We start from the raw sequence: 18,814 nt of genomic DNA on the forward strand, positions 1-18,814 counted from the left end.
GTGAAATATGCAAAAAGGAAAAAACCTTATTCTACAAATTAAAAATATAATATACTCGAAAACTTTTCAGAAAATCCATTGTGTTGAGTTTTACACGAACAAGAAAACTTCCTTTTTCGACAGTATTTTCTATGATTTTAAAGTTAGTTAAAAAAAGTTTGGGAATAGAATGTGAACTTATGGAGCCATTGACATGTACCCTCAAAGCAAGCTTTTTCTAAAGCAAGATATAAGATTTGCCATACAGGCTTTCAAGAATTTAAGCATCCAAACAGCCTATCAGGATGAACCTGAGTTGGAGAGGCTATAGACTTATTGCAGCAGATGGTTCTGGTATGAGATTACCCAGCTCTGGGGAAATTGTATCCGAGTTTGAACCAAATGGAACAACAGGCACCATTGGCAATTTGTTTGTTGATTTGTGTACTTCGCTGATTTGCAGTGCTCGTCTTGCAGCTTGGAATATAGGTGAACAAACGTTGGCGGCAGAGCAATTACCCGAAGTTATCACTCAAATGCGTTTATTAAATCAAGAGAAATTATTATTTATCTATGATCGTCTTCAGTAAAATTCATTCAGCAGCATTATAATTTGGAAGTAGATTTTATTTTTCGCTTGCAAAAAAGAAATTATAGTAAGCTATGGGAACGCTGGCGAATTAGATTTTGATTTTATATTAGAAAATGAAAAGCTAAAAAATAAAATGAAAGGACAGAAAGTAAGAGTTATAGTGCTGACATTAGCCAACTGAGAAACAGAGTTTTTGACCGAGACTTTGGAGCAAAGCTTATGTGTTAAGGTGGCACATAGAGGAGTGCTATAAACGACTCAAAGTAGGAGCAGAGTTAGAGAATTTTTCTGGAGAGGCTGTATTACAAGAATTTTGGGCAAACTTGGTCATGTGCAATATATTATCGCTTCATATGTGTGATGCACAAGGGCCTTGGAACCCAGATCAAATTACTGAGTATCGTTTAAATTTTTCAGTTTTATTTAGTGTAATGAGGCAGAAACTCTATCAGGTACTTATTGCGCCAAAAAACTTTCAAGCCCTTTTTAAGTATACGCGCTAAAGTTAAAATCCGACCGGGACAGCCGCAATAAAGTAGATAAGCCTAAACGCCATCATGTCTTTAGGAGAGTTTGCTAATGAAAGTTCTTAAGTTGACGCCATTGGCTGTTCCGATTCGTTATATGACATAAGAGCATCATATATTTCATGCAATGTATTTGAGATGTTTTTTTCCATATGTTGATTAATATGCCCATATATTGTCGTCTCTTCCGAATACTCTGTATCTTTATGTATATGATTTTGTTGCTTTAATTCTTCTCTATCTACACTCTCTATTTGCTCTGACACTAGCATAACTACCCCATATTTTACATAACGAAATAAAAAAATTCTAACTGTAGTATGCTTATATAATCTACGAAGTCAATAGTTAAATTGAAAAGTTTCGGTTATAATTTACTTCATATAGAACATGCCCTTGAATTATGCTAAAAATCGCCATAGTAGGCCTACCAAATGCTGGAAAATCGACCCTATTCAACAGATTAGTAGGAAGAAAAGCAGCAGTAGTGAGTAACATTCCAGGAGTGACAAGGGATAGGCGAGAGGGAATGGGGAGAATTAGCGATTTGGAGTTTAAAGTTATAGATACAGGAGGATGGAACGACCAAACTAATTTTTCACTACAAGTTATTGAACAAATCGAATTTTCTTTATCCAATTCAAACATAATTTTCTTTCTTGTTGATGCAAAAGTGCAAAATGAGCGAAATGAAGAGTTTGCAAAGTGGCTGAAGAGAAAAATAAATAAACCTGTAATACTAGTAGCAAATAAATGCGAGAGTCATAAATCCGAAAATGTTGATTATTTGCAGTTTTTTGATTTTCTTGGCCCGGTGTATATCTCTGCCGAGCATAATCTTGGCATGGTTGATCTTTATGATGCATTAGCTGGTGTTATTGAAAATTTTAACGAGAACACTGAGTTACCTAACAATGAACTGAGTAGGCTGAGGATCGCGATCATCGGCCGTCCGAATGTTGGAAAATCAACTTTTTTAAATGGTTTACTTGCAGAAAACAGACTAATAACAAGTTCAGAGCCAGGTACCACACGTGATTCTGTGGATATTACATATGATCATGATGGAGAGTTAATTACTCTAATTGACACTGCCGGAATCCGCAGAAAGGCGAATGTTGTAGATGGCTTAGAATCAAGATTTGTTGAGAAAAGCATGGAATCAATCAAGCGCTCTCATGTGGTAGTTTTAATGCTAGACTCCCTAGTTGGTATTGAGCAGCAGGATTTATCAATTGGTGAAGCTGCAATTAAGGGAGGGAAAGGGATTATTGTTGTTTTAAATAAGTGGGATTTAATAGGTAAGGATGACAGAAGCAGGTTAATAAAATTTGTCAAACAACAGGAAGTAACCAGGTTATTCTTGGAAGTGCCAACTATAACAATTTCTGCGTTAAAAGGCATGCGCTGCGGTGATGTGATAGATAAGTGTCTTGAAGTGAGTGAATCCTTGAACAAGAAGATCAGCACTGCAAAACTGAATAAGTGGCTCATAGATGCTGTAGGAAAACATTCTCACCCTCTTGTAAAAGGCAAAGCAGTTAAAATGAAGTATATCGCTCAAATTGGTACTAAACCTCCAGCTTTTTCTTTGATATGTAACATACCTGAAAGTGTTGATGAAAGTTACAAACGCTATTTAATTAACGATCTCAGAAAAAATTTCTTTGCAGACGGTGTGCCAGTTAGATTGCTTTTGAAAAAAAATAAAAATCCCTATGTAAAATGAATACTCTGCTTTATACTTTCAGGGATAATTTACTTAAAGTTATGTGTAATAATTCCAGAATTCCTGCAATCTTTCTGCTGTCGAGTGCCGCTGCTCTAATTTTTGCATATGTGCTAGAATATTTTTTCAACATGCTGCCATGCAAGTTATGTACATACGAGCGAATAGTTTACTATATCGCTGGATTACTTCCAGTAGCGTGCATGCTTAAAGACAACAAAATTCTAATCTATGCAATGTTTTGCAGCTACCTCATAGGTGCAGTAATATCTTTTTATCATATAGGTCTTGAACTTCACTTATTTCATGATGTTTTAGGTTGTACAGAGCAAGCAAGTAGTAACGTTAGTATAGAAGAGCTCAGAAATAATCTACTAAATCCTAATTACTCTCCATCTTGTGACAGACCTCATTACGTTCTAGGTGTTTCCTTAGCAACATGGAATCTAATTTATCTCATAGTAGCTCTGTTCGTATCAGGTAAGGTGTATTGTGGAGAAAGAAAGAAATCTAAATAATTTAAGGTACAGCAACAATCAGTTCTTGCAACAGGCAATTAGAGTAGATCACGCTGGAGAATATGGAGCTATTTGCATTTATTCTGGTCAAAAATTTATTCTTAAGAAATCTTCTATAATCAATGAAATAATTGAAATGGAAGAGCAGGAAAAAAAGCATTTTCACTATTTTAATGAGAAAATCAAAGAGCAAAAAGTTCGTCCTACTGTTTTGTTGCCTGTTTGGCGTGTTTTAGGAGTGTCGCTTGGCGTTGCAACTGCCATTATGGGCAAAAAAGCTGCTATGGCTTGCACTGCTGCAGTTGAAGAAGTTATCGGGGAGCACTACAAAGAGCAAGTTTCACATTTAGAAGATGGGGAATTAAGAGAAACTATAAGTAAATTTCGCGACGAGGAGTTAGAGCACAAAGATATTGCAATTCAGCACAATGCTGAAAGCGCATTTGGCTACAACATTTTATCATCATTCATAAAAACAGGCTGCAAAACTGCTATTTACTTGTCTAAGTTAATTTAACTAAGCAGCTTTCTTAAAGTGTTTTAAATGTTCTGATAACAACAGAAACCAGGAAGGAATTCAAGTGTAACAATTATTTTATAACTATATTTACATATCACCATTATTAATAAATAATTAATATTTGTAAATTAAATACATCTAAAGTATAGACTGCAAAGGAGGCAAAAGTGCGTTTTAATTTAGAAGAGGGAAATGCTCTTATGTAATACCTGCCACAGGTTCACAACTGTACGAACATTCATTTTTGAAGGTAAATTGCACAGCAAATGGTGTCATTCCAGTCTGGAATCCAGAAATTTTGCTTATAACTGAGCTGATAAGCTAAAGGTAATTGTCTTACACTAAAACAAACGTTTTTAATTAAGTTGCATAGAACCAGTGTCTGGGCACTGGGATGACACCCCACTGGTGGTCCAAACTACAACGTTCGTACAGTTGTGGATTCCAGACGGCTTTGTTGCATCACACTTTATGAGATGGTGATTTATGGTAAATTCATGTAACTATCTCAAATTTAGCCATACCAATATCAGTGAATTTATTAAGCAAGTAGCATTTAGTTCTTTTTCTCGATTTATCTCAGATTTATTCCTAAAACTAAATCCGAATATTTGCTTTAATCTTGAGAAAAACCCTTCAATATAAGATCTTTTCCCATAATTTACTTCTTTTTTCCATTCTTTCATGCCATCTTCACCGTATAATTTTATTAACCTAATAGCAGCATTCCTGTCAGACATATAATCTATTTCTGGATGTTCTGCCGCATTGTTTATTGGTGGAATTTTTGTCTTTATATCATATTCGTTACACAACTTATAAAACTTGTGCCTATCACATGCTCTATCTGCATATAGTGCTTTTATGGCATGCTGAAAATCAACTTCTTTTAGCAAATCACAAGCTCCATAGTGATCAGCCGTTACTGTATTTTACAGCTATGGCTTTTTTGTTGTTTATATTCAACATTACGTGCAATTTTCTCGTTTGCTCATAGCCACGATATTTTCTGTCAGTGCTATTTTCCTTGCTGTGTGTTGTTGTATATACTAATTCCTGTACTGTCTATAGCAATTTCGATATCTTCCATATTAGAGGTTGTCCGGAAACAAGTAAAAGGCTATAATATCTGAAATTTTAGTACGGGGTAAAGATGAGAAAAAAGTATCCAACAGATCTAAGCGAAAGGGAATGGGCAAGAATAGAAAAACACTTCAGAGTATCATACAAGAAAGGAGGAAGGCTGCCAAAGTATAGCAAAAAAGAAATATTAGAAGCAATTTTCTATGTATTGCGTACAGGGTGTCAATGGCGGTATTTACCAAATGATTTTCCGCTATCGAAGACTGTGTATGAGCAGTTCAGGCAATGGAAGAAGCAGGGAATTTTTGAGAAAATGAATTATGAAATTACAAAATATAGTAGAAGAAAAATAGGAAGGAATGAGCAGCCGAGTGCCTGTATAGTAGATAGTCAATCTGTAAAGACTACAGAAAAGGGGGGATCAAAGGCTATGATGGAAGTAAAAAAGTAAAGGGTAGAAAAAGGCATATAATTACAGACACTCAGGGTTTTATACTAGGTTGTTACGTAGGCGCTGCTAACGAAAATGATAGAGATGGTATTAAAATAGCATTAAACAATATGAGAACAAAATATACTAAAGTTAAAAAAATGTGGGCTGACATGGGATACCAAGGAAGAAATTTAAAGAATCACATAAAGGAAGAATATGACATAGATATTGAAATTGTTAAAAGGCCTCCATGTAGATTTTGGGTGCACAAAGATACGCCACCTGAGCTACTACCAACAAGAGAACAAGGGTTTAAAGTACAGCCAAGAAGATGGGTTGTAGAAAGGACTTTTGCTTGGGTTAATAGGAATAGAAGGCTATCGAAGGAGTATGATTTACTCACAACATCCACTGAGAATTTCATATACCTAGCTATGAGTAGGGTTATGTTAAAGAGGGAATATGCTTGAATTTACTTGTTTCCGGACAACCTCTGATTATAAATTTCAAATTTTTTGATAATTTGAATTACGTAAAAATCTATGCAAAGTGGATACACCAAGCTAATCAGGATACATTTCAGAACGCAGAGATCATAATCCCTATACCGTTACATAAAATGCGCTTGTTTAAACGTAAATATAATCAAGCAGCACTGCTTGCAAAAGAATTGAGTAAGTTGTCCAATTTATCCTATACGCCATTTGCAATAAAACGCCTTCGCCATACTGCGCCTCAAGCTGGTCTTTCACTTAAACAGCGTGAAAAAAATTTAAAGAAGGCTTTTAAAACAAGCAACAAGAAAATTATCGAAAATAAAATCGTGATATTAGTTGATGATGTGGTAACAACCGGAGCAACTGTAAGATCTTGCTCTCAGGAAATTTTAAACTCCGGTGCAAAAGAAGTGAGAGTGCTATCACTTGCAAGAACGGTGAATGATTGTGAGGCTATTACATAAAATCTTGACTTGCTTTTACTATATCCATAAAATTATAATTTATAGTTGAATAGTTGTTGGGGAGCGTATGAGTATAAAAGAGCAAGAAATTGATGCTATATTCCAAGAAATAGAGCAAGAATCAAAAGAAAGTGACATAATTGAAGAAATTAAGCAAAAGCTGCTCGCATGTAACCAAGATACATACAATCAGTGGAAAAGACTTAATTTTCACATAGATCATTTATTTGAAATACGGCAAGAGATTACCCATGCTTCTAGGTATTATACTACTGCGTTAAACATTGCTGCTCATAAAGGCTTAGTAAAAACAGTAAGACGTCTACTGGAGAAAGGTGCAGAGGTTAGTACACGCGATGGTGGTGGACACACTGCTCTGCATTGTGCCGCTAGCAGCGGTAATACGGAAATAATAGAATTACTACTGGAGCAAGGAGCACATATTCACTCATGTTCTAAACTTGGCTCAACACCGCTGCATTTTGCTGCTACTAATAATCATATAAATGCAGTGAGGTGCCTGTTAAATAAAGGAGCTAGTCCTTTAGCACTAGATAATAATAATTCCATTCCCAGTATGTTTGCTACAGACAAAGAGGTGATTGCTGTCTTGGAGAAAGCAGAAGAAGAGAAGCATAAGGAAAATGCTGCTGCTTTAAAGAAAGCAGAAGAAGAAAAACATAAGAGAGAAATGGAATGTAAGAAAAAAAGGCAAGCAAAAATGATTGCTGTAGGTGGTATTGCAACTGCATTGATAGTGGCGGGTATTGGATACATTGTTGAATTACCTATACTAGTAACTATTGGTATATCTGTATCCATTGCATTAGTATCTGTTTGCATTGCGTACGTAATGTCAAAACCTAACACTAAAATGGAAGGAACAGAGAGCTCTGTACAGGAAATTGGTCAGAGTATATAGGTCAAGATAAAACTTTACTTTTAATAACCTCAACATCACTAAACTCAAAGGTTTGATTCCCTATGATTTGAAATTTCTCATGTCCTTTTCCTGCAACCAGCAGAATCATACCCTCGTTATAGGCAATATCTATGCCTTTTTCTATGGCTTCTTTCCTGTCCCCTATCTCCAGTGCACTAGGACAATATAGCAAAATATCGTGGCGAATTTTTGCAGGATCTTCATCACGCGGATTGTCATCTGTGATTATTACTTTGTCTGCATACATTTGTGCTATTTTACCCATTTCTGAACGCTTCTTCCGATCACGATTGCCACCGCATCCAAAAACTAGGACTATTTTTTTGTTGAAGTGCCATTTTAAAGACAACAGGGCTTGTTTAAGCGCACTTGGAGTGTGTGCGTAATCCACGAATGCAAAAGGTTTAACTTTTTCCATTCTTCCTGGTGGAGAAACGAGTTTACCTATAGATATTTCTCTGTAATTCAGTCCAGACGAGGTAACTATACCAATTGCACACAACAGATTATATGCTTGAAATTGCCCCAAAACTGGAAAAAACATGTTATAAATTTCATCGCCAATTTTAATTGTAAGGTATTGACCATTAGGGGTTGGTGTTTGCTCTAATAAAGTAATATCAGAACCTGTTTTTCCATAGGTGATAACTTTGTTGCTGCGTTTTTCAGCTATTTTAAGCAATGCATGGTACTCATTTATATCCGCATTTAAAATTACTGTTTCTCCCTCTGGTAGTACCTCATAAAATAACCTTTTCTTAGCCTCAAAATACTCATCGATACTCTTATGATAGTCCAAATGATCTTGCGAGAAATTAGTAAAAGCTGCAGCAGTGAACCTAAGTCCATGAATTCTGTATTGGTCAATTCCATGGCTTGAAGCCTCTAATGCTAATTGTTCTACGTTCTTACTATTTATACCACATAATGTGGAATAAAGGTCATCTGCGCCTGGAGTGGTAAGATTATCGCTATTATCTTCTCTGTCATTATTGATGCATGTTCCAAGTGTTCCAATAGACGCAGCATTATAGCCAGAGTTTTGCCAGATCTGGCGGCAAAATTCTACTACTGAAGTTTTACCATTTGTACCAGTTACAGCAGCAACATATTTGGGCTGTTTGAATTGATAAAACCTGCTGACTATTTCTCTGTATATTTCTTGAGGGTTTGGGTGGTCAAGCACTGCAAAACTCGGAGTATTTGTCATGCAAGTAGCTGACACTGGAATCCAGTTTTTATTATGCAATTGCTTAGTGTGTTCATTTGCAATTAAATTTTCTGGATCCAAGTAGTCAAGCACTGGGATGACATCTTTTTTGGTTCCTTGTATGACAACGTCTACACAGTCGTGTGCGTGATACTGGGATTCAGTAAGAAAAATCTGGATACATGCTGGTTTTCTAGATTCCAGCGTCACGCGCTGGAATGACACCGCAGACACACAAACAAAAAGATAACCTTCCTTTACTCTATTGGGATTACATGTAACGCCCTTGATTTCAATATCAAAGTTAACATCAATAATGTTATGCAGTAATTCTCTCAGTTTCATCTGCCAGTTTTAGTGTTCAAACATGGCAACCTTGCTAGTGCAGCATTTAAATCAGAGATTAAATCTTCAGGATCTTCCAGTCCACAAAATATCCGTATAAAACTTCCACCATAATCTGAATTCATTACAGATCTTGACATAGATCTACGATCTATTGGTAATATCAAACTGTCGCATCCTCCCCAAGAAGCACCGATACCAAAAATTTTCATGTGATCAACCATGCAGCTTAGTTCTTCACATGAATATTCTCTATCTAGTGCTATACTGAATGTGCCGCTTGCTCCTTTGAAGTAACTTTTCCATAATTCGTGTTGAGGATGGGAGGGAAGTGCTGGATACAAAACTTTTTTGATTTTTGAATGTTTTTCTAGCCACTTTGCCACTTCCATTGCTGTATTTTGGTGCCTTTTCATACGTGTGTACAATGTTCTAAGTCCCCTATGTGCAAGGTAGCAGTCGTGCGATTGAATGGTTACCCCATAATTTTTATAGCTCTCATAAAGCAATTTAAAAATTTCACCTTCAGCAATAATAGCCCCCATCACTAAATCTGAGTGACCAGCTAGATACTTTGTCACCGCATATAGTGCAACATCAACTCCATAATCAAGCGGCTTAAATAACAAAGGAGTGGCCCATGAATTGTCACAAACGGTCACAATTTTATGTTCCTTAGCAACTTTTACTATATGCTCTATATTCGAAATCTCAAACGTTACAGAACCAGGAGTCTCGATCATTATCAATGAAGTATTACTCTGAATTAAATCAGTTATATCCTGTGTTGGATCATAAAAAGTTACTTCTGTTCCTCTTTTTGGTAGCTCATTTTCTGCAAACCTCCTAAGCCTATAATAACTATTATCTTGAATTAAAACGTGCGAGCCTGCTTTAGCGAAAGTTAGAATAGCAAAAGTAAGTGCAAATAGTCCGGAAGGATAAATAAGCGCTTGTCCACTCCCTTCAATTTCAGCCAGTGCATTTGAAAGATAATGAACAGTAGGAGTACCAACATTACTGTAGCTATAATCCCTTGCAACACCATCGTTGATTACATCGTATATACTTTCTCCATTTGCTGCATTTAAGTAGTCCTTGTAAGTAGGGAATAATATGGTAGAAGAATGATAAACTGGCGGGTTCATGGAACCTTTATAGTCATTAAATTTTCTTCCTGCTTTAACTAATATAGACTCTTCCTTCACATTTTTATTATTTATTTTTTAAATTGTACTCATCTTGCGTATACAAGTGAAGAGAAATTGCATGTATTAGCTCTATCTCACCCTTCAATAACTCATAAATCAACTTGTGTCTTTTTAGAACGCTCATTCCAATAAAGCCGTCAGATATTAATATTAATTTAATGTGCGAAGGTAATGTTGAAGATGAAGCAAAATAATGATCAGCATGCTTTGCTGATTCATCGATAATGTTGATATCAATTACATCTATCGAATCGCGTATCTTTTCTTCTATTGCCTTAATAATGTCCATAATGGTTTCTTTAAGCAACAATATGCTCCTCCTGTCATCTCAGTGTCAGCTACTCGGATGACAGGAAAAGTGATCACAATTATTTATTCTCTTCTTTATTATCTATGTCTTGATAATCAGAATCTACTACTTTTTTCTCTTTATCATTTGGATTTCCTTCTGATGAAAAGCCATTTTCAGCACTATTTTGTTGAGATGTTTGATACATAGCTTCTCCAAGTTTCATAGATAATTGAGAAAGATTAGTAACTTTCTGCTGTATTGAATCAGCGTCATCAATGTTATCAGATTTACTAACTTCTTTTAATTCGTTAACTGCATTTTCAATAGCAGATCTATCTTCTGGTGAAACTTTATCACCATACTCTGTCAGAGACTTTTCTGTAGAATGGACTAAGCTATCCGCTTGATTCTTCACTTCAATAAACTTTTTGCGCTTTTCATCTTCTTGCGCTTTTTCTTCAGCTTCTTTTACCATGCGATTTATTTCATTATCAGATAAACCACCTGAAGATTGAATGCGTATTTTTTGCTCTTTTCCAGTAGCTTTATCTTTTGCAGAAACGTGTGCTATTCCATTTGCATCTATATCAAATGTCACTTCAATTTGTGGCCTTCCGCGCGGAGCAGGAGGTATCCCTTCCAAACTAAACTGACCGAGTAGCTTATTATCAACTGCCAGTTTTCTTTCACCCTGATGCACCTTAATTGTAACAGCTGTTTGGTTATCTTCTGCAGTTGAAAACACCTGAGATTTTTTAGTAGGAATTGTAGTATTACGCTCAATAAGTGGAGTGAATACTCCTCCTAGAGTTTCAATACCAAGAGAAAGTGGGGTCACATCAAGTAGTAACACATCTCTTACATCACCTTGAATGATCCCCGCCTGTATTGCAGCTCCAATTGCTACAACTTCATCAGGGTTAACTCCTCTATGTGGATCTTTGCCAAAGAATTCTTTAACTTTCTCTATGACTTTTGGCATACGAGTCATGCCACCAACAAGAACCACTTCGCCAATTTGACTAGCAGATAAACCAGCATCCTCAAGAGCTTTTTTACAAGGAGCCATAGTTCTTTCGATTAAATCATTCACTAAGCTTTCAAGTTTTGCTCTCGTTAATTTCATATTTAAGTGTTTTGGACCACTTGCATCAGCTGTAATAAACGGTAGATTTATTTCCGTTTCCATTGCACTTGATAATTCAATTTTCGCTTTTTCAGCAGCTTCTTTGATTCTTTGCATAGCCATTGGATCATTTTTCAAATCAATGCCATTACTTTTCTTGAATTCATCTAGTAAATAACTCACTACTCCATTATCAAAGTCTTCACCTCCAAGATGGGTATCACCGTTTGTTGCTTTCACTTCGAAAACTCCATCACCTATTTCAAGTATTGAAACGTCAAATGTACCACCACCAAGGTCATATACTACTATTGTGTGCCCATGTTTCTTATCAAGACCATAAGCAAGTGCTGCAGCAGTCGGTTCATTTACTATTCTGAGTACATTTAATCCGGCAATTTTTCCTGCATCTTTTGTTGCTTGACGTTGAGAGTCGTTGAAGTATGCTGGCACTGTTATCACAGCATCTTTTACTTCCTCTCCAAGATAAGCTTCTGCTGCCTCTTTCATGTTTTGTAGTATAAATGCACCAATTTGACTAGGAGAATATTCTTTATTATCAGTTGTTTTAACCCATGCATCACCACTTTTTGCTGCAAATACTTTGTATGGTACACTTAGATTTTTCATCTCAGGATCACTATATTGACGGCCTATTAATCTCTTAGTAGCAAAAAAGGTATTACTTGCATTGGTGGTTGCTTGCCTTTTTGCTGGAGCACCAATCAACCTTTCTCCTGAAGAAGTCAATGCAACTATAGATGGAGTAGTTCTTGCCCCTTCTTTATTTTCTATTACCTTTGTATCCTTGCCCTGCATTATTGCAACACAAGAATTTGTTGTTCCGAGATCTATGCCTATTGCTCTTCCCATAATGAGTACCCCATTGTAAATATTATCTGATATAAGAATATATAAGTATAGGGCTCATTAATTACAAGCCCAATTTAGGTTTCTAATTAGTTATTAGAACTTAAAAGGCGCGAAAGCCACTTAGTCAGCCAAAAATTGCCTCGTAGTTTATTTGAATTATCAGCTTCTTCATTGCTGCTATCCCCAATTTGGTATCCAGAGTTCTGTAATGGCTTATAACCGTTTAAATTAACATCATCTCCTTGTTTTAAAACAAATGTATTTACATCTAAACTGTTATCAATACTAACGTTCAATGTAATATTAAACTCTTTTTCGATTGTAGAAACTGTATTGCGTTTGTTATTAAAAATGTGCGCTATAACTGCACTGTGTGCTACTAAATCAAAAGACTTATTTCGATTCTTGTTAGCAATATGTTGTAAATCCCTTAGTATTGATGAAACAATTACTTCGTTTGATTTTACTCTTCCAGTACCTTTGCAGTGTAAACACTCTGTAGTATTAATTTCTTGTATGTTTGGTTTAATTCTTTGCCTTGAAAATACCATTAAACCAAAGTCATTTATGTAGCTAAATTGAACTTTAGCTTTATCATCTTTAAACGCTTGCTTTATAGCAGACTCAACAGCTCTGCAATACTGATATTTCAACATATCAATAAAATCGACTACTATTAATCCTGATAGGCCCCTAAGATTCACCTGTCTTGATATTTCAGGTACTGCTTCCATGTTGGTTCTATAAGCTGTTTCTTCTATGCTATCTTCTCCTGTCATCTTTCCTGAATTTACGTCTATTGAAACAAACGCCTCAGTTAAAGTTATTATCAAAGACCCACCAGATGGCAATTCTACTCTATTGCTATATAACTCAGAAATTTGATCTTCGATTCCGTAGTAAGTAAAGATCGGAGCATAACCTCTATACAATCTATAGCGCAACTTACTACCTTTTAGTGCATTGTTAGCATATTGCCTAACTGCCTCAAAAGCTTCCTTTCCAGACACTATAACTTCTATACCATCGCTACAAAAATCACGAACAGATCTCATAATTACATCTGCTTCATTGTAAATTAATGATGGAACGTTTACAGAGAAGGCATTTTTTTGAATGCTCTGCCATAATGAGGATAAGTAATTGTAATCCTGCTCAATTTCTTTCTTATTTTTTCCTGAACCAACAGTTCTTACTATTAAACCTGATCTTTTTGGCAAGTTTATTGAACTCAGTATCTCCTTTAACTGCTTTCTGACATTAGCATCTTCAATTCTGCGGGACACTCCACCTTTGCTCATGGAATTTGGCATGAAAACACAGTATCTACCCACTAAAGTTATGTATGTTGTAAATGAAGCTCCTTTATTGCCTCGTTCCTCTTTAGTTAGCTGGACCAATACTTTTTGATTTACTGAAATAACATCTTGTAATTTGTATTTTTTATATAAAGGTACCTCTCTTACAAAACCACTACCTGATCCGTTGACATTCTTACTAGCTGCAGAATCTGAAGAAACATTTGCTGAGGCTTCTTCTATACAATCGTCATTTGAGTAGCCCTCAAAGATAGTTTCCTTTTCTTTTTCTGGAATGTTGAAGTAATCTAGAGATATCTCGGAAAAAGACAAAAAACCTTGCTTATTTTTCCCATATTCAATAAATACGGCTTGCAAAGAAGGCTCTATACGCTTTATATAAGCAACGTATATATTACCTCTTAATTGTTTTTTTTCCTTGAATTCTTGTTCAAATTCTACAACCTTGTTATTAATTGACAAGGCAACTCTTACCTCATTAGAACAGATAGAATTTTCTATCAATAATACCCTTTTACCACTATTTGTCACTTATCTACCGTTTGCTTTTTATTCTGAAGTTAACTTTATGCTACTTAATGCACTGTTGATTGTCAAGGATTTTGCAATCTGCATTATTCGATTGACTTTTAGTATTTTGCGTAATAAACTCGCATAGAATTTATTATATCATTATAAGTATGGCGAAAAAAAATGCTTCTTTGCTCGTTAAGTTAGTCAGCACTGCAATCAAGATAACAAAAACTGGTGAAGAAAAATCAACTGGCTATTTTTATGTAAAAAAGCGTAATCCAAAAAAGCTCACCAAAAAACTGGAGTTTAGGAAGTATGACCCAGTAGTCAGAAGGCATGTGTTATTTAAAGAAGAAAAACTAAAGTAATTTTTTTATAAGGAATTTTATTATTATGCAAAATTTACAATTAAGTTATCCTATAATAGTAGAGTTGGGGGATGTGAAAGATACAAAACTGAAATTAATAAAGGTCATTGCACAATTAATAAGTAAGAAGTACACAACACAGAAAAAAGCAGCAAACGCTCTAAAGATTGATCAACCTAAAGTATCTCAAATCAATAGGTCAAAAATCGAAGGGTTCTCCTTAGAATACTTGCTTAACTTATTGATTGTATTGGGCCAAGACATAAACGTAAGAATAAAGCATAATTCTAAACCTGCATAATATGGTATCCGTTCAGCGGAGTGGCAAAATAAGGTAGACAAGATAAATCAATCTCGGTGTCAAGCACTGGGATGACAAGGTATAAACCTTATCGTCATGCCGCCGCGAACCGTCATACCGCGATTCATTCGCGGTATCTCTAGATCCCGCTAACAAGTAGCGGGATGACGGTTATCAGGCCAGCACCCCTACGATGTCATCCCAGTCTGGGATGGCTTTGTTGCATCGCTCAAGTGAAAAGAACTGGCAGTTACTGACAAAATTCATTATAAATAGCCATTTAACTGTTGAAGAAAAAATATGCCACAAAAAATGAGAGTCAGTAACTGCCATGAATATAACAAATTTCTCCAAGAAAGAGGAAGCATTTTTTGTTATATCAATGACGCCATAGAAAATTGGTACGAGAATTGTCCAAAAATGCAGGGCGGCAACTATATTTATAGTGATAAAGTTGTGATTTTGGTGCATATAATCGTCAGTTTCTTTAGAATTGGTTTAAGACAAACAGTCGGGTTTATAAAAGGGTATTTGCAACAAATAGGAAGAGATTTGCAGCTATTCACAAGCATCAAAAGAAACTTAATATTAAGATAAATGATTGCAGAAAATAATATGGAAGATATCGAAATTGCTATAGACAGTGCAGGAATTAGTATATACAACAACACACAGCAAGGAAAATAGCACTGACAGAAAATATCGTGGCTATGAGCAAACGAGAAAATTGCACGTAATGTTGAATATAAACAACAAAAAAGCCATAGCTGTAAAATACAGTAACGGCTGATCCCTATGGAGCTTGTGATTTGCTAAAAGAAGTCGATTTTCAGTATGTCATAAAAGTACTATATGCAGATAGGGCATATGACAGAGAAAAGCTCTATAAGCTGTGTAATCAATATGGTATAAAAACGAAAATTCCTCCGAAAAACAACGCAGCAGAGCATCCAAAGTTAGACTATATGGCTGAGAGAAATTCTGCAGTCAAGCTCATAAAGTCATATGATGAAGATGGTATAAAGAAGTGGAAAAAAGAGATGAGTTATGGAAAAAGATCTTATATAGAAAGTTTTTTCTCGCGACTGAAACAAACATTCGGGTTTAGTTTTAGGAATAAATCTGAGACAAATAGAGAGAAGGAACTACTTGTTAAATGCTATTTGCTCAATAAGTTCACTGATATTGGTATGGCTAAATTTGAGATAGTTACATGAATTTACCATAAATCACCATCTCATAAAGTGTGATGCAACAAAGCCCACTGGGATCCAGGAATTTTATTAAGTTGGTAAGCATAAAAGTAGCCGTTTTATGTTAAAACACAATGTTCTTGATGAGATTACGGCAAGGCTGGATTCCAGACTGGAATGACATCGTTTACTATGTGCCATATTGCAATGTTTGTACAGTTGTGGAATGAATCACGGTATGACGTAGGGCTATGCTAGTATAGGTACATTATATGAAGAAGTACTAGCGTTGGGAATATTAGAAAAAAAATACTTACACTAAAAGAAACTTCAGTAGTAAATTCAAAAAGGAAGTTTAAACCCAGATGGTAAACCCATCATACCTGCAAGACCAGAAGTTGCATTCGCCATATCTTCTTCTGCTTTTTTAACGGCATCATTAAACGCTGCTGTTACTAAATCCTCTACTATATCTTTTTCCTCATTTCTCATAAGTTCTAAGTCTATGTTCACCTTTTTAGCTTTATAGCTACCTATTTTTATGACTTCCACTAATACAGAAACTTTGCCACCACCAGAAATACCTTGAAACTCTTTTCCAACATATTTTTCTTGAGCTTCTGCAAGCTTTTTTTGCATCTCTTGCGCTTGTTTCATTATTTGACTAAAATCCACAACTTACTCCTTATTTTCTATATTAACTACTTTTGCACCTTTAAACGTGTCAAGGATATCCTTAACTGCAGGTGCATAATTTAAATTACTCACTTCCCTGTTTATATAACCTGTATCAACTGCAACAACCCACTCTTGCTGAGTCACCTGGTTTAAGTAATTTTTTAAATCATTGCAAAAATTACTATCCAACTTAGATACAGCTTTTAATTTTAAATATCCAGGTTTACAATCTATTAATTGTAGATTATTACACAGTTGTTTGTAAAGATAAATTTGGTTACTTCGCCTTAATAGTTGCAAAATCTTATCAAAATCGTAATTTTGTTGTTTATTTTCCACATGGATCCCAGTGTCACGCACTGGGATGACAGAGTGGGGTTGTTGTTTACTTTCCACATATTTTTTTGGATCCGAGTAGTCAGCTACTTGGATGACAGAGGGGGAAGGTGCAACAGGTCTGCCCTGTCTATTTCCTTGCTCTACATTCTGCGAAAGAACTTTTTTGATCACCTGTTCCGGAGAAGGCAGATCAGAAAGATAACAGAGGCTAATTAACATCATTTCAGCAGCAACATCGTTGCATGTTGAAGTTTTTATATCTTGAATACCTTTAAGCAACATCTTCCACAATCTCGAAAAAAATATTAAAGATCTCTTTATACTTAAATCTTTTATCCTATTCTTTTCATGCTCTGTAACTGCATTATCAATCTCTTTTGTAATCAAAAAACGGCATACTAACTGAATTGTTTGCAATAGACCTTCAAAAATACTAAGTGGGTTTGCTGTTTTTACCGCCTTGTCAAACACTGATAGAGCTTTCTGTAAATCACCTTCTAATATTGCCCCTAATAGATCGAATATAATATCTTTATCCACTAGGCCAAGTATGTCTGTCACATTTTTAGTGGATATTGCACCATCTTTGCTATATAGCACTGCTTGATTCATCAAAAACAAGGCGTTACGCATTGAATTTCCAGAGTGTCGTGCAATTAATTCTAATGCTCCCTTTTCAATGGAATAACTCTCTTTTTGTGCAACATCATTTAAACGTTCCACTATTTTAGCTACAGGAATGTTGTGTAAATCAAATCTTTGACAACGTGCAATAATAGTTATTGGTATCTTTTTTATTTCCGTAGTTGCTAAAATGAACTTTACACTAGATGGTGGCTCTTCTAGGGTTTTAAGTAATGCGTTAAATGCACTGCTAGATAGCATGTGTACTTCATCTATAATGTAGACTTTGAATTTAGAGCTTATAGGTGAATAGCAAATATCTCCCAGGATTACTTTAATATCGTCAATGCTAGTGTGACTTGCTGCATCGATTTCAATTACATCTGGATGGCTTGAATTTTTTATTGCTAGACAATTTTCACATGATCCGCAAGGTTCAAAAATTGGCCCCAGGGAACAATTCAAACATAAAGCTATTATCCTTGCAGTGGTGGTTTTACCAACTCCACTACTACCAGAGAGCAGTATAGATTGTGGGATTTTGTTTAAAATAAAAGCATTTTCTAATACACGCACTAATATATCTTGACCTACTAGATCTTTGAAGCTACTAGGACGATGTTTTAATGCTATATTCATAGCCTCGGATAAAACAAATAATGAAATAGGTATGCAACCCAAAAAGGTTCTGATATGGCTGCTTCATTTCTGATCTGACCAAATTACAGAGTTTTTGCCTGCATACCTTATAAAATATTATACTTTTTTTTTTATTTAGCAAGGTATATCCTATATTAGCTCTATAATTTGATATGTTAAATTTTTTACAGTGCTATTTTGAAGTAAACAAAAAGTTAGTTGTCATGCAAGTCACTACAAGATTGTCACTCCAATGTTTATTTATGTCATTTCAGCGCTTATTTATGTCATCCCAGTGCCTAGGCATACAGCTGTATGAATGTTGTGATATAAGAGCAATTTTTACCGAAAAGGATGTCATCCCAGTGCTTGACTACTTGGATCCAGAAAACTTAACTGTAAATGAGCGCACTAGGCAATTGTATAACAAGAACTGGATTCCAGTGTCAGCTACTTGCATGACACTACCTGCTACGCAAACTTCTGTGGACTACAAAG

Annotated in this window: 17 protein-coding genes, 1 other RNA gene and 5 pseudogenes; 12 read left to right on the forward strand and 11 right to left on the reverse strand. The window is 35.4% G+C overall.

All coding sequences use genetic code 11. From position 1 onward, the window contains the following. Window positions 1-7 precede the first annotated feature (7 nt). A pseudogene (locus ABL518_RS00645) lies at window positions 8-1,151 on the forward strand (transposase). Between the two features lie 9 nt (window positions 1,152-1,160). On the opposite strand, the gene ABL518_RS00650 reads toward ABL518_RS00645, so the two are convergent. Then, window positions 1,161-1,370: a hypothetical protein gene (locus ABL518_RS00650; RefSeq protein ID WP_010081834.1), complete on the reverse strand. Its 210-nt coding sequence runs from the start codon at window positions 1,368-1,370 to the stop codon at window positions 1,161-1,163. Window positions 1,371-1,501: 131 nt separating this feature from the next. Here ABL518_RS00650 and der point away from each other — a divergent pair, with 131 nt between their 5' ends. From der to ABL518_RS00665, 3 genes are read left to right on the forward strand one after another with little or no spacing between them, the layout of a single operon-like run. After that, window positions 1,502-2,827 carry a ribosome biogenesis GTPase Der gene (der, locus tag ABL518_RS00655; RefSeq protein ID WP_010963041.1) on the forward strand — a complete coding sequence of 442 codons (1,326 nt, stop codon included), beginning with the start codon at window positions 1,502-1,504 and terminating at the stop codon, window positions 2,825-2,827. After that, on the forward strand, window positions 2,824-3,345 hold the full coding sequence (locus ABL518_RS00660) for a disulfide bond formation protein B (RefSeq protein ID WP_095742801.1): 522 nt from the start codon (window positions 2,824-2,826) through the stop codon (window positions 3,343-3,345). Before der ends, ABL518_RS00660 begins: the two co-directional genes overlap by 4 nt. Then, window positions 3,320-3,862: a demethoxyubiquinone hydroxylase family protein gene (locus ABL518_RS00665; RefSeq protein ID WP_006279362.1), complete on the forward strand. Its 543-nt coding sequence runs from the start codon at window positions 3,320-3,322 to the stop codon at window positions 3,860-3,862. The genes ABL518_RS00660 and ABL518_RS00665 overlap by 26 nt, the downstream gene beginning before the upstream one ends. A 506-nt stretch (window positions 3,863-4,368) precedes the next feature. Here the strand turns inward: ABL518_RS00665 and ABL518_RS00670 are convergent. Continuing rightward, entirely contained in the window at window positions 4,369-4,761 is a 393-nt protein-coding gene (locus ABL518_RS00670) for a transposase (RefSeq protein WP_010081852.1), read from the reverse strand. A gap of 257 nt (window positions 4,762-5,018) precedes the next feature. On the opposite strand from ABL518_RS00670, the gene ABL518_RS00675 reads away from it, so the two are divergent. The 3 genes and pseudogenes from ABL518_RS00675 (at window position 5,019) to ABL518_RS00685 (ending at window position 7,264) form a co-directional block, all read left to right on the forward strand. Continuing rightward, window positions 5,019-5,851, forward strand: a protein-coding gene (locus ABL518_RS00675) for an IS5-like element ISWpi1 family transposase (RefSeq protein WP_095742620.1) whose coding sequence is annotated in 2 segments (ribosomal slippage) — window positions 5,019-5,388 and window positions 5,388-5,851 — 834 coding nt in all. Because the reading frame shifts where the segments join, the coding sequence is not laid out codon by codon here. 23 nt (window positions 5,852-5,874) lie between these two features. After that, window positions 5,875-6,342, forward strand: a pseudogene (locus ABL518_RS00680) (ComF family protein); the annotation flags it as partial. A gap of 67 nt (window positions 6,343-6,409) precedes the next feature. After that, window positions 6,410-7,264: an ankyrin repeat domain-containing protein gene (locus ABL518_RS00685; protein WP_182282677.1), complete on the forward strand. Its 855-nt coding sequence runs from the start codon at window positions 6,410-6,412 to the stop codon at window positions 7,262-7,264. 1 nt (window position 7,265) lies between these two features. On the opposite strand, the gene ABL518_RS00690 is transcribed toward ABL518_RS00685, so the two are convergent. The 5 genes and pseudogenes from ABL518_RS00690 to ABL518_RS00710 all read right to left on the reverse strand — a co-directional run bounded on the left by ABL518_RS00690 (window position 7,266) and on the right by ABL518_RS00710 (window position 14,192). Further along, a complete protein-coding gene (locus ABL518_RS00690; RefSeq protein ID WP_095742803.1) occupies window positions 7,266-8,840 on the reverse strand; it encodes a UDP-N-acetylmuramoyl-L-alanyl-D-glutamate--2,6-diaminopimelate ligase in 1,575 nt (524 codons plus the stop codon). Beyond that, window positions 8,815-10,048 (reverse strand): annotated as a pseudogene (gene metC / locus ABL518_RS00695) (cystathionine beta-lyase). Before metC ends, ABL518_RS00690 begins: the two are co-directional and overlap by 26 nt. A 7-nt stretch (window positions 10,049-10,055) precedes the next feature. Further along, window positions 10,056-10,340, reverse strand: a complete 285-nt coding sequence (locus ABL518_RS00700; protein WP_010962929.1) for a BolA family protein — start codon at window positions 10,338-10,340, stop codon at window positions 10,056-10,058. 79 nt (window positions 10,341-10,419) lie between these two features. Further along, the gene (dnaK, locus tag ABL518_RS00705; protein WP_348994381.1) at window positions 10,420-12,342 is read right to left on the reverse strand and encodes a molecular chaperone DnaK; all 1,923 of its coding nucleotides are present in this window, start codon (window positions 12,340-12,342) and stop codon (window positions 10,420-10,422) included. Between the two features lie 86 nt (window positions 12,343-12,428). Then, window positions 12,429-14,192 carry a ribonuclease E/G gene (locus tag ABL518_RS00710; protein WP_095742804.1) on the reverse strand — a complete coding sequence of 588 codons (1,764 nt, stop codon included), beginning with the start codon at window positions 14,190-14,192 and terminating at the stop codon, window positions 12,429-12,431. A gap of 149 nt (window positions 14,193-14,341) precedes the next feature. On the opposite strand from ABL518_RS00710, the gene rpmG reads away from it, so the two are divergent. Together rpmG and ABL518_RS00720 are read left to right on the forward strand one after the other, a co-directional pair. Next, on the forward strand, window positions 14,342-14,542 hold the full coding sequence (rpmG, locus tag ABL518_RS00715; protein ID WP_010082633.1) for a 50S ribosomal protein L33: 201 nt from the start codon (window positions 14,342-14,344) through the stop codon (window positions 14,540-14,542). 25 nt (window positions 14,543-14,567) lie between these two features. Further along, complete coding sequence (locus tag ABL518_RS00720; RefSeq protein WP_010082632.1) at window positions 14,568-14,843, forward strand: helix-turn-helix domain-containing protein; 276 nt, start codon at window positions 14,568-14,570, stop codon at window positions 14,841-14,843. A 174-nt stretch (window positions 14,844-15,017) separates the two neighbouring features. Here ABL518_RS00720 and ABL518_RS00725 read toward each other — a convergent pair whose 3' ends face one another. Beyond that, complete coding sequence (locus ABL518_RS00725) at window positions 15,018-15,314, reverse strand: hypothetical protein (protein ID WP_251371804.1); 297 nt, start codon at window positions 15,312-15,314, stop codon at window positions 15,018-15,020. Here ABL518_RS00725 and ABL518_RS00730 point away from each other — a divergent pair. Together ABL518_RS00730 and ABL518_RS00735 are read left to right on the forward strand one after the other, a co-directional pair. Beyond that, window positions 15,234-15,440: a transposase gene (locus ABL518_RS00730; protein WP_233641170.1), complete on the forward strand. Its 207-nt coding sequence runs from the start codon at window positions 15,234-15,236 to the stop codon at window positions 15,438-15,440. The genes ABL518_RS00725 and ABL518_RS00730 overlap by 81 nt on opposite strands. 203 nt (window positions 15,441-15,643) lie before the next feature. Further along, window positions 15,644-16,060, forward strand: a pseudogene (locus tag ABL518_RS00735) (transposase); the annotation flags it as partial. A 318-nt stretch (window positions 16,061-16,378) separates the two neighbouring features. Here ABL518_RS00735 and ABL518_RS00740 read toward each other — a convergent pair. The 3 genes from ABL518_RS00740 to ffs form a co-directional block, all read right to left on the reverse strand. Continuing rightward, entirely contained in the window at window positions 16,379-16,693 is a 315-nt protein-coding gene (locus ABL518_RS00740) for a YbaB/EbfC family nucleoid-associated protein (protein ID WP_010082631.1), read from the reverse strand. A gap of 21 nt (window positions 16,694-16,714) precedes the next feature. Then, window positions 16,715-18,316, reverse strand: coding sequence for a DNA polymerase III subunit gamma/tau (gene dnaX / locus ABL518_RS00745; protein WP_010963016.1), 1,602 nt, complete (start codon window positions 18,314-18,316; stop codon window positions 16,715-16,717). Window positions 18,317-18,337: 21 nt separating this feature from the next. After that, window positions 18,338-18,427: signal recognition particle sRNA small type (ffs, locus tag ABL518_RS00750), an RNA gene on the reverse strand. A gap of 236 nt (window positions 18,428-18,663) precedes the next feature. Between ffs and ABL518_RS06525 the strand changes: the two are divergent. Next, a pseudogene (locus ABL518_RS06525) lies at window positions 18,664-18,780 on the forward strand (WPE palindromic element domain-containing protein); the annotation flags it as partial. Between the last annotated feature and the right edge of the window lie 34 nt (window positions 18,781-18,814).

It is taken from the genome of Wolbachia endosymbiont of Drosophila willistoni (assembly GCF_040084705.1).
In the GTDB taxonomy this organism is placed as follows: domain Bacteria; phylum Pseudomonadota; class Alphaproteobacteria; order Rickettsiales; family Anaplasmataceae; genus Wolbachia; species Wolbachia pipientis.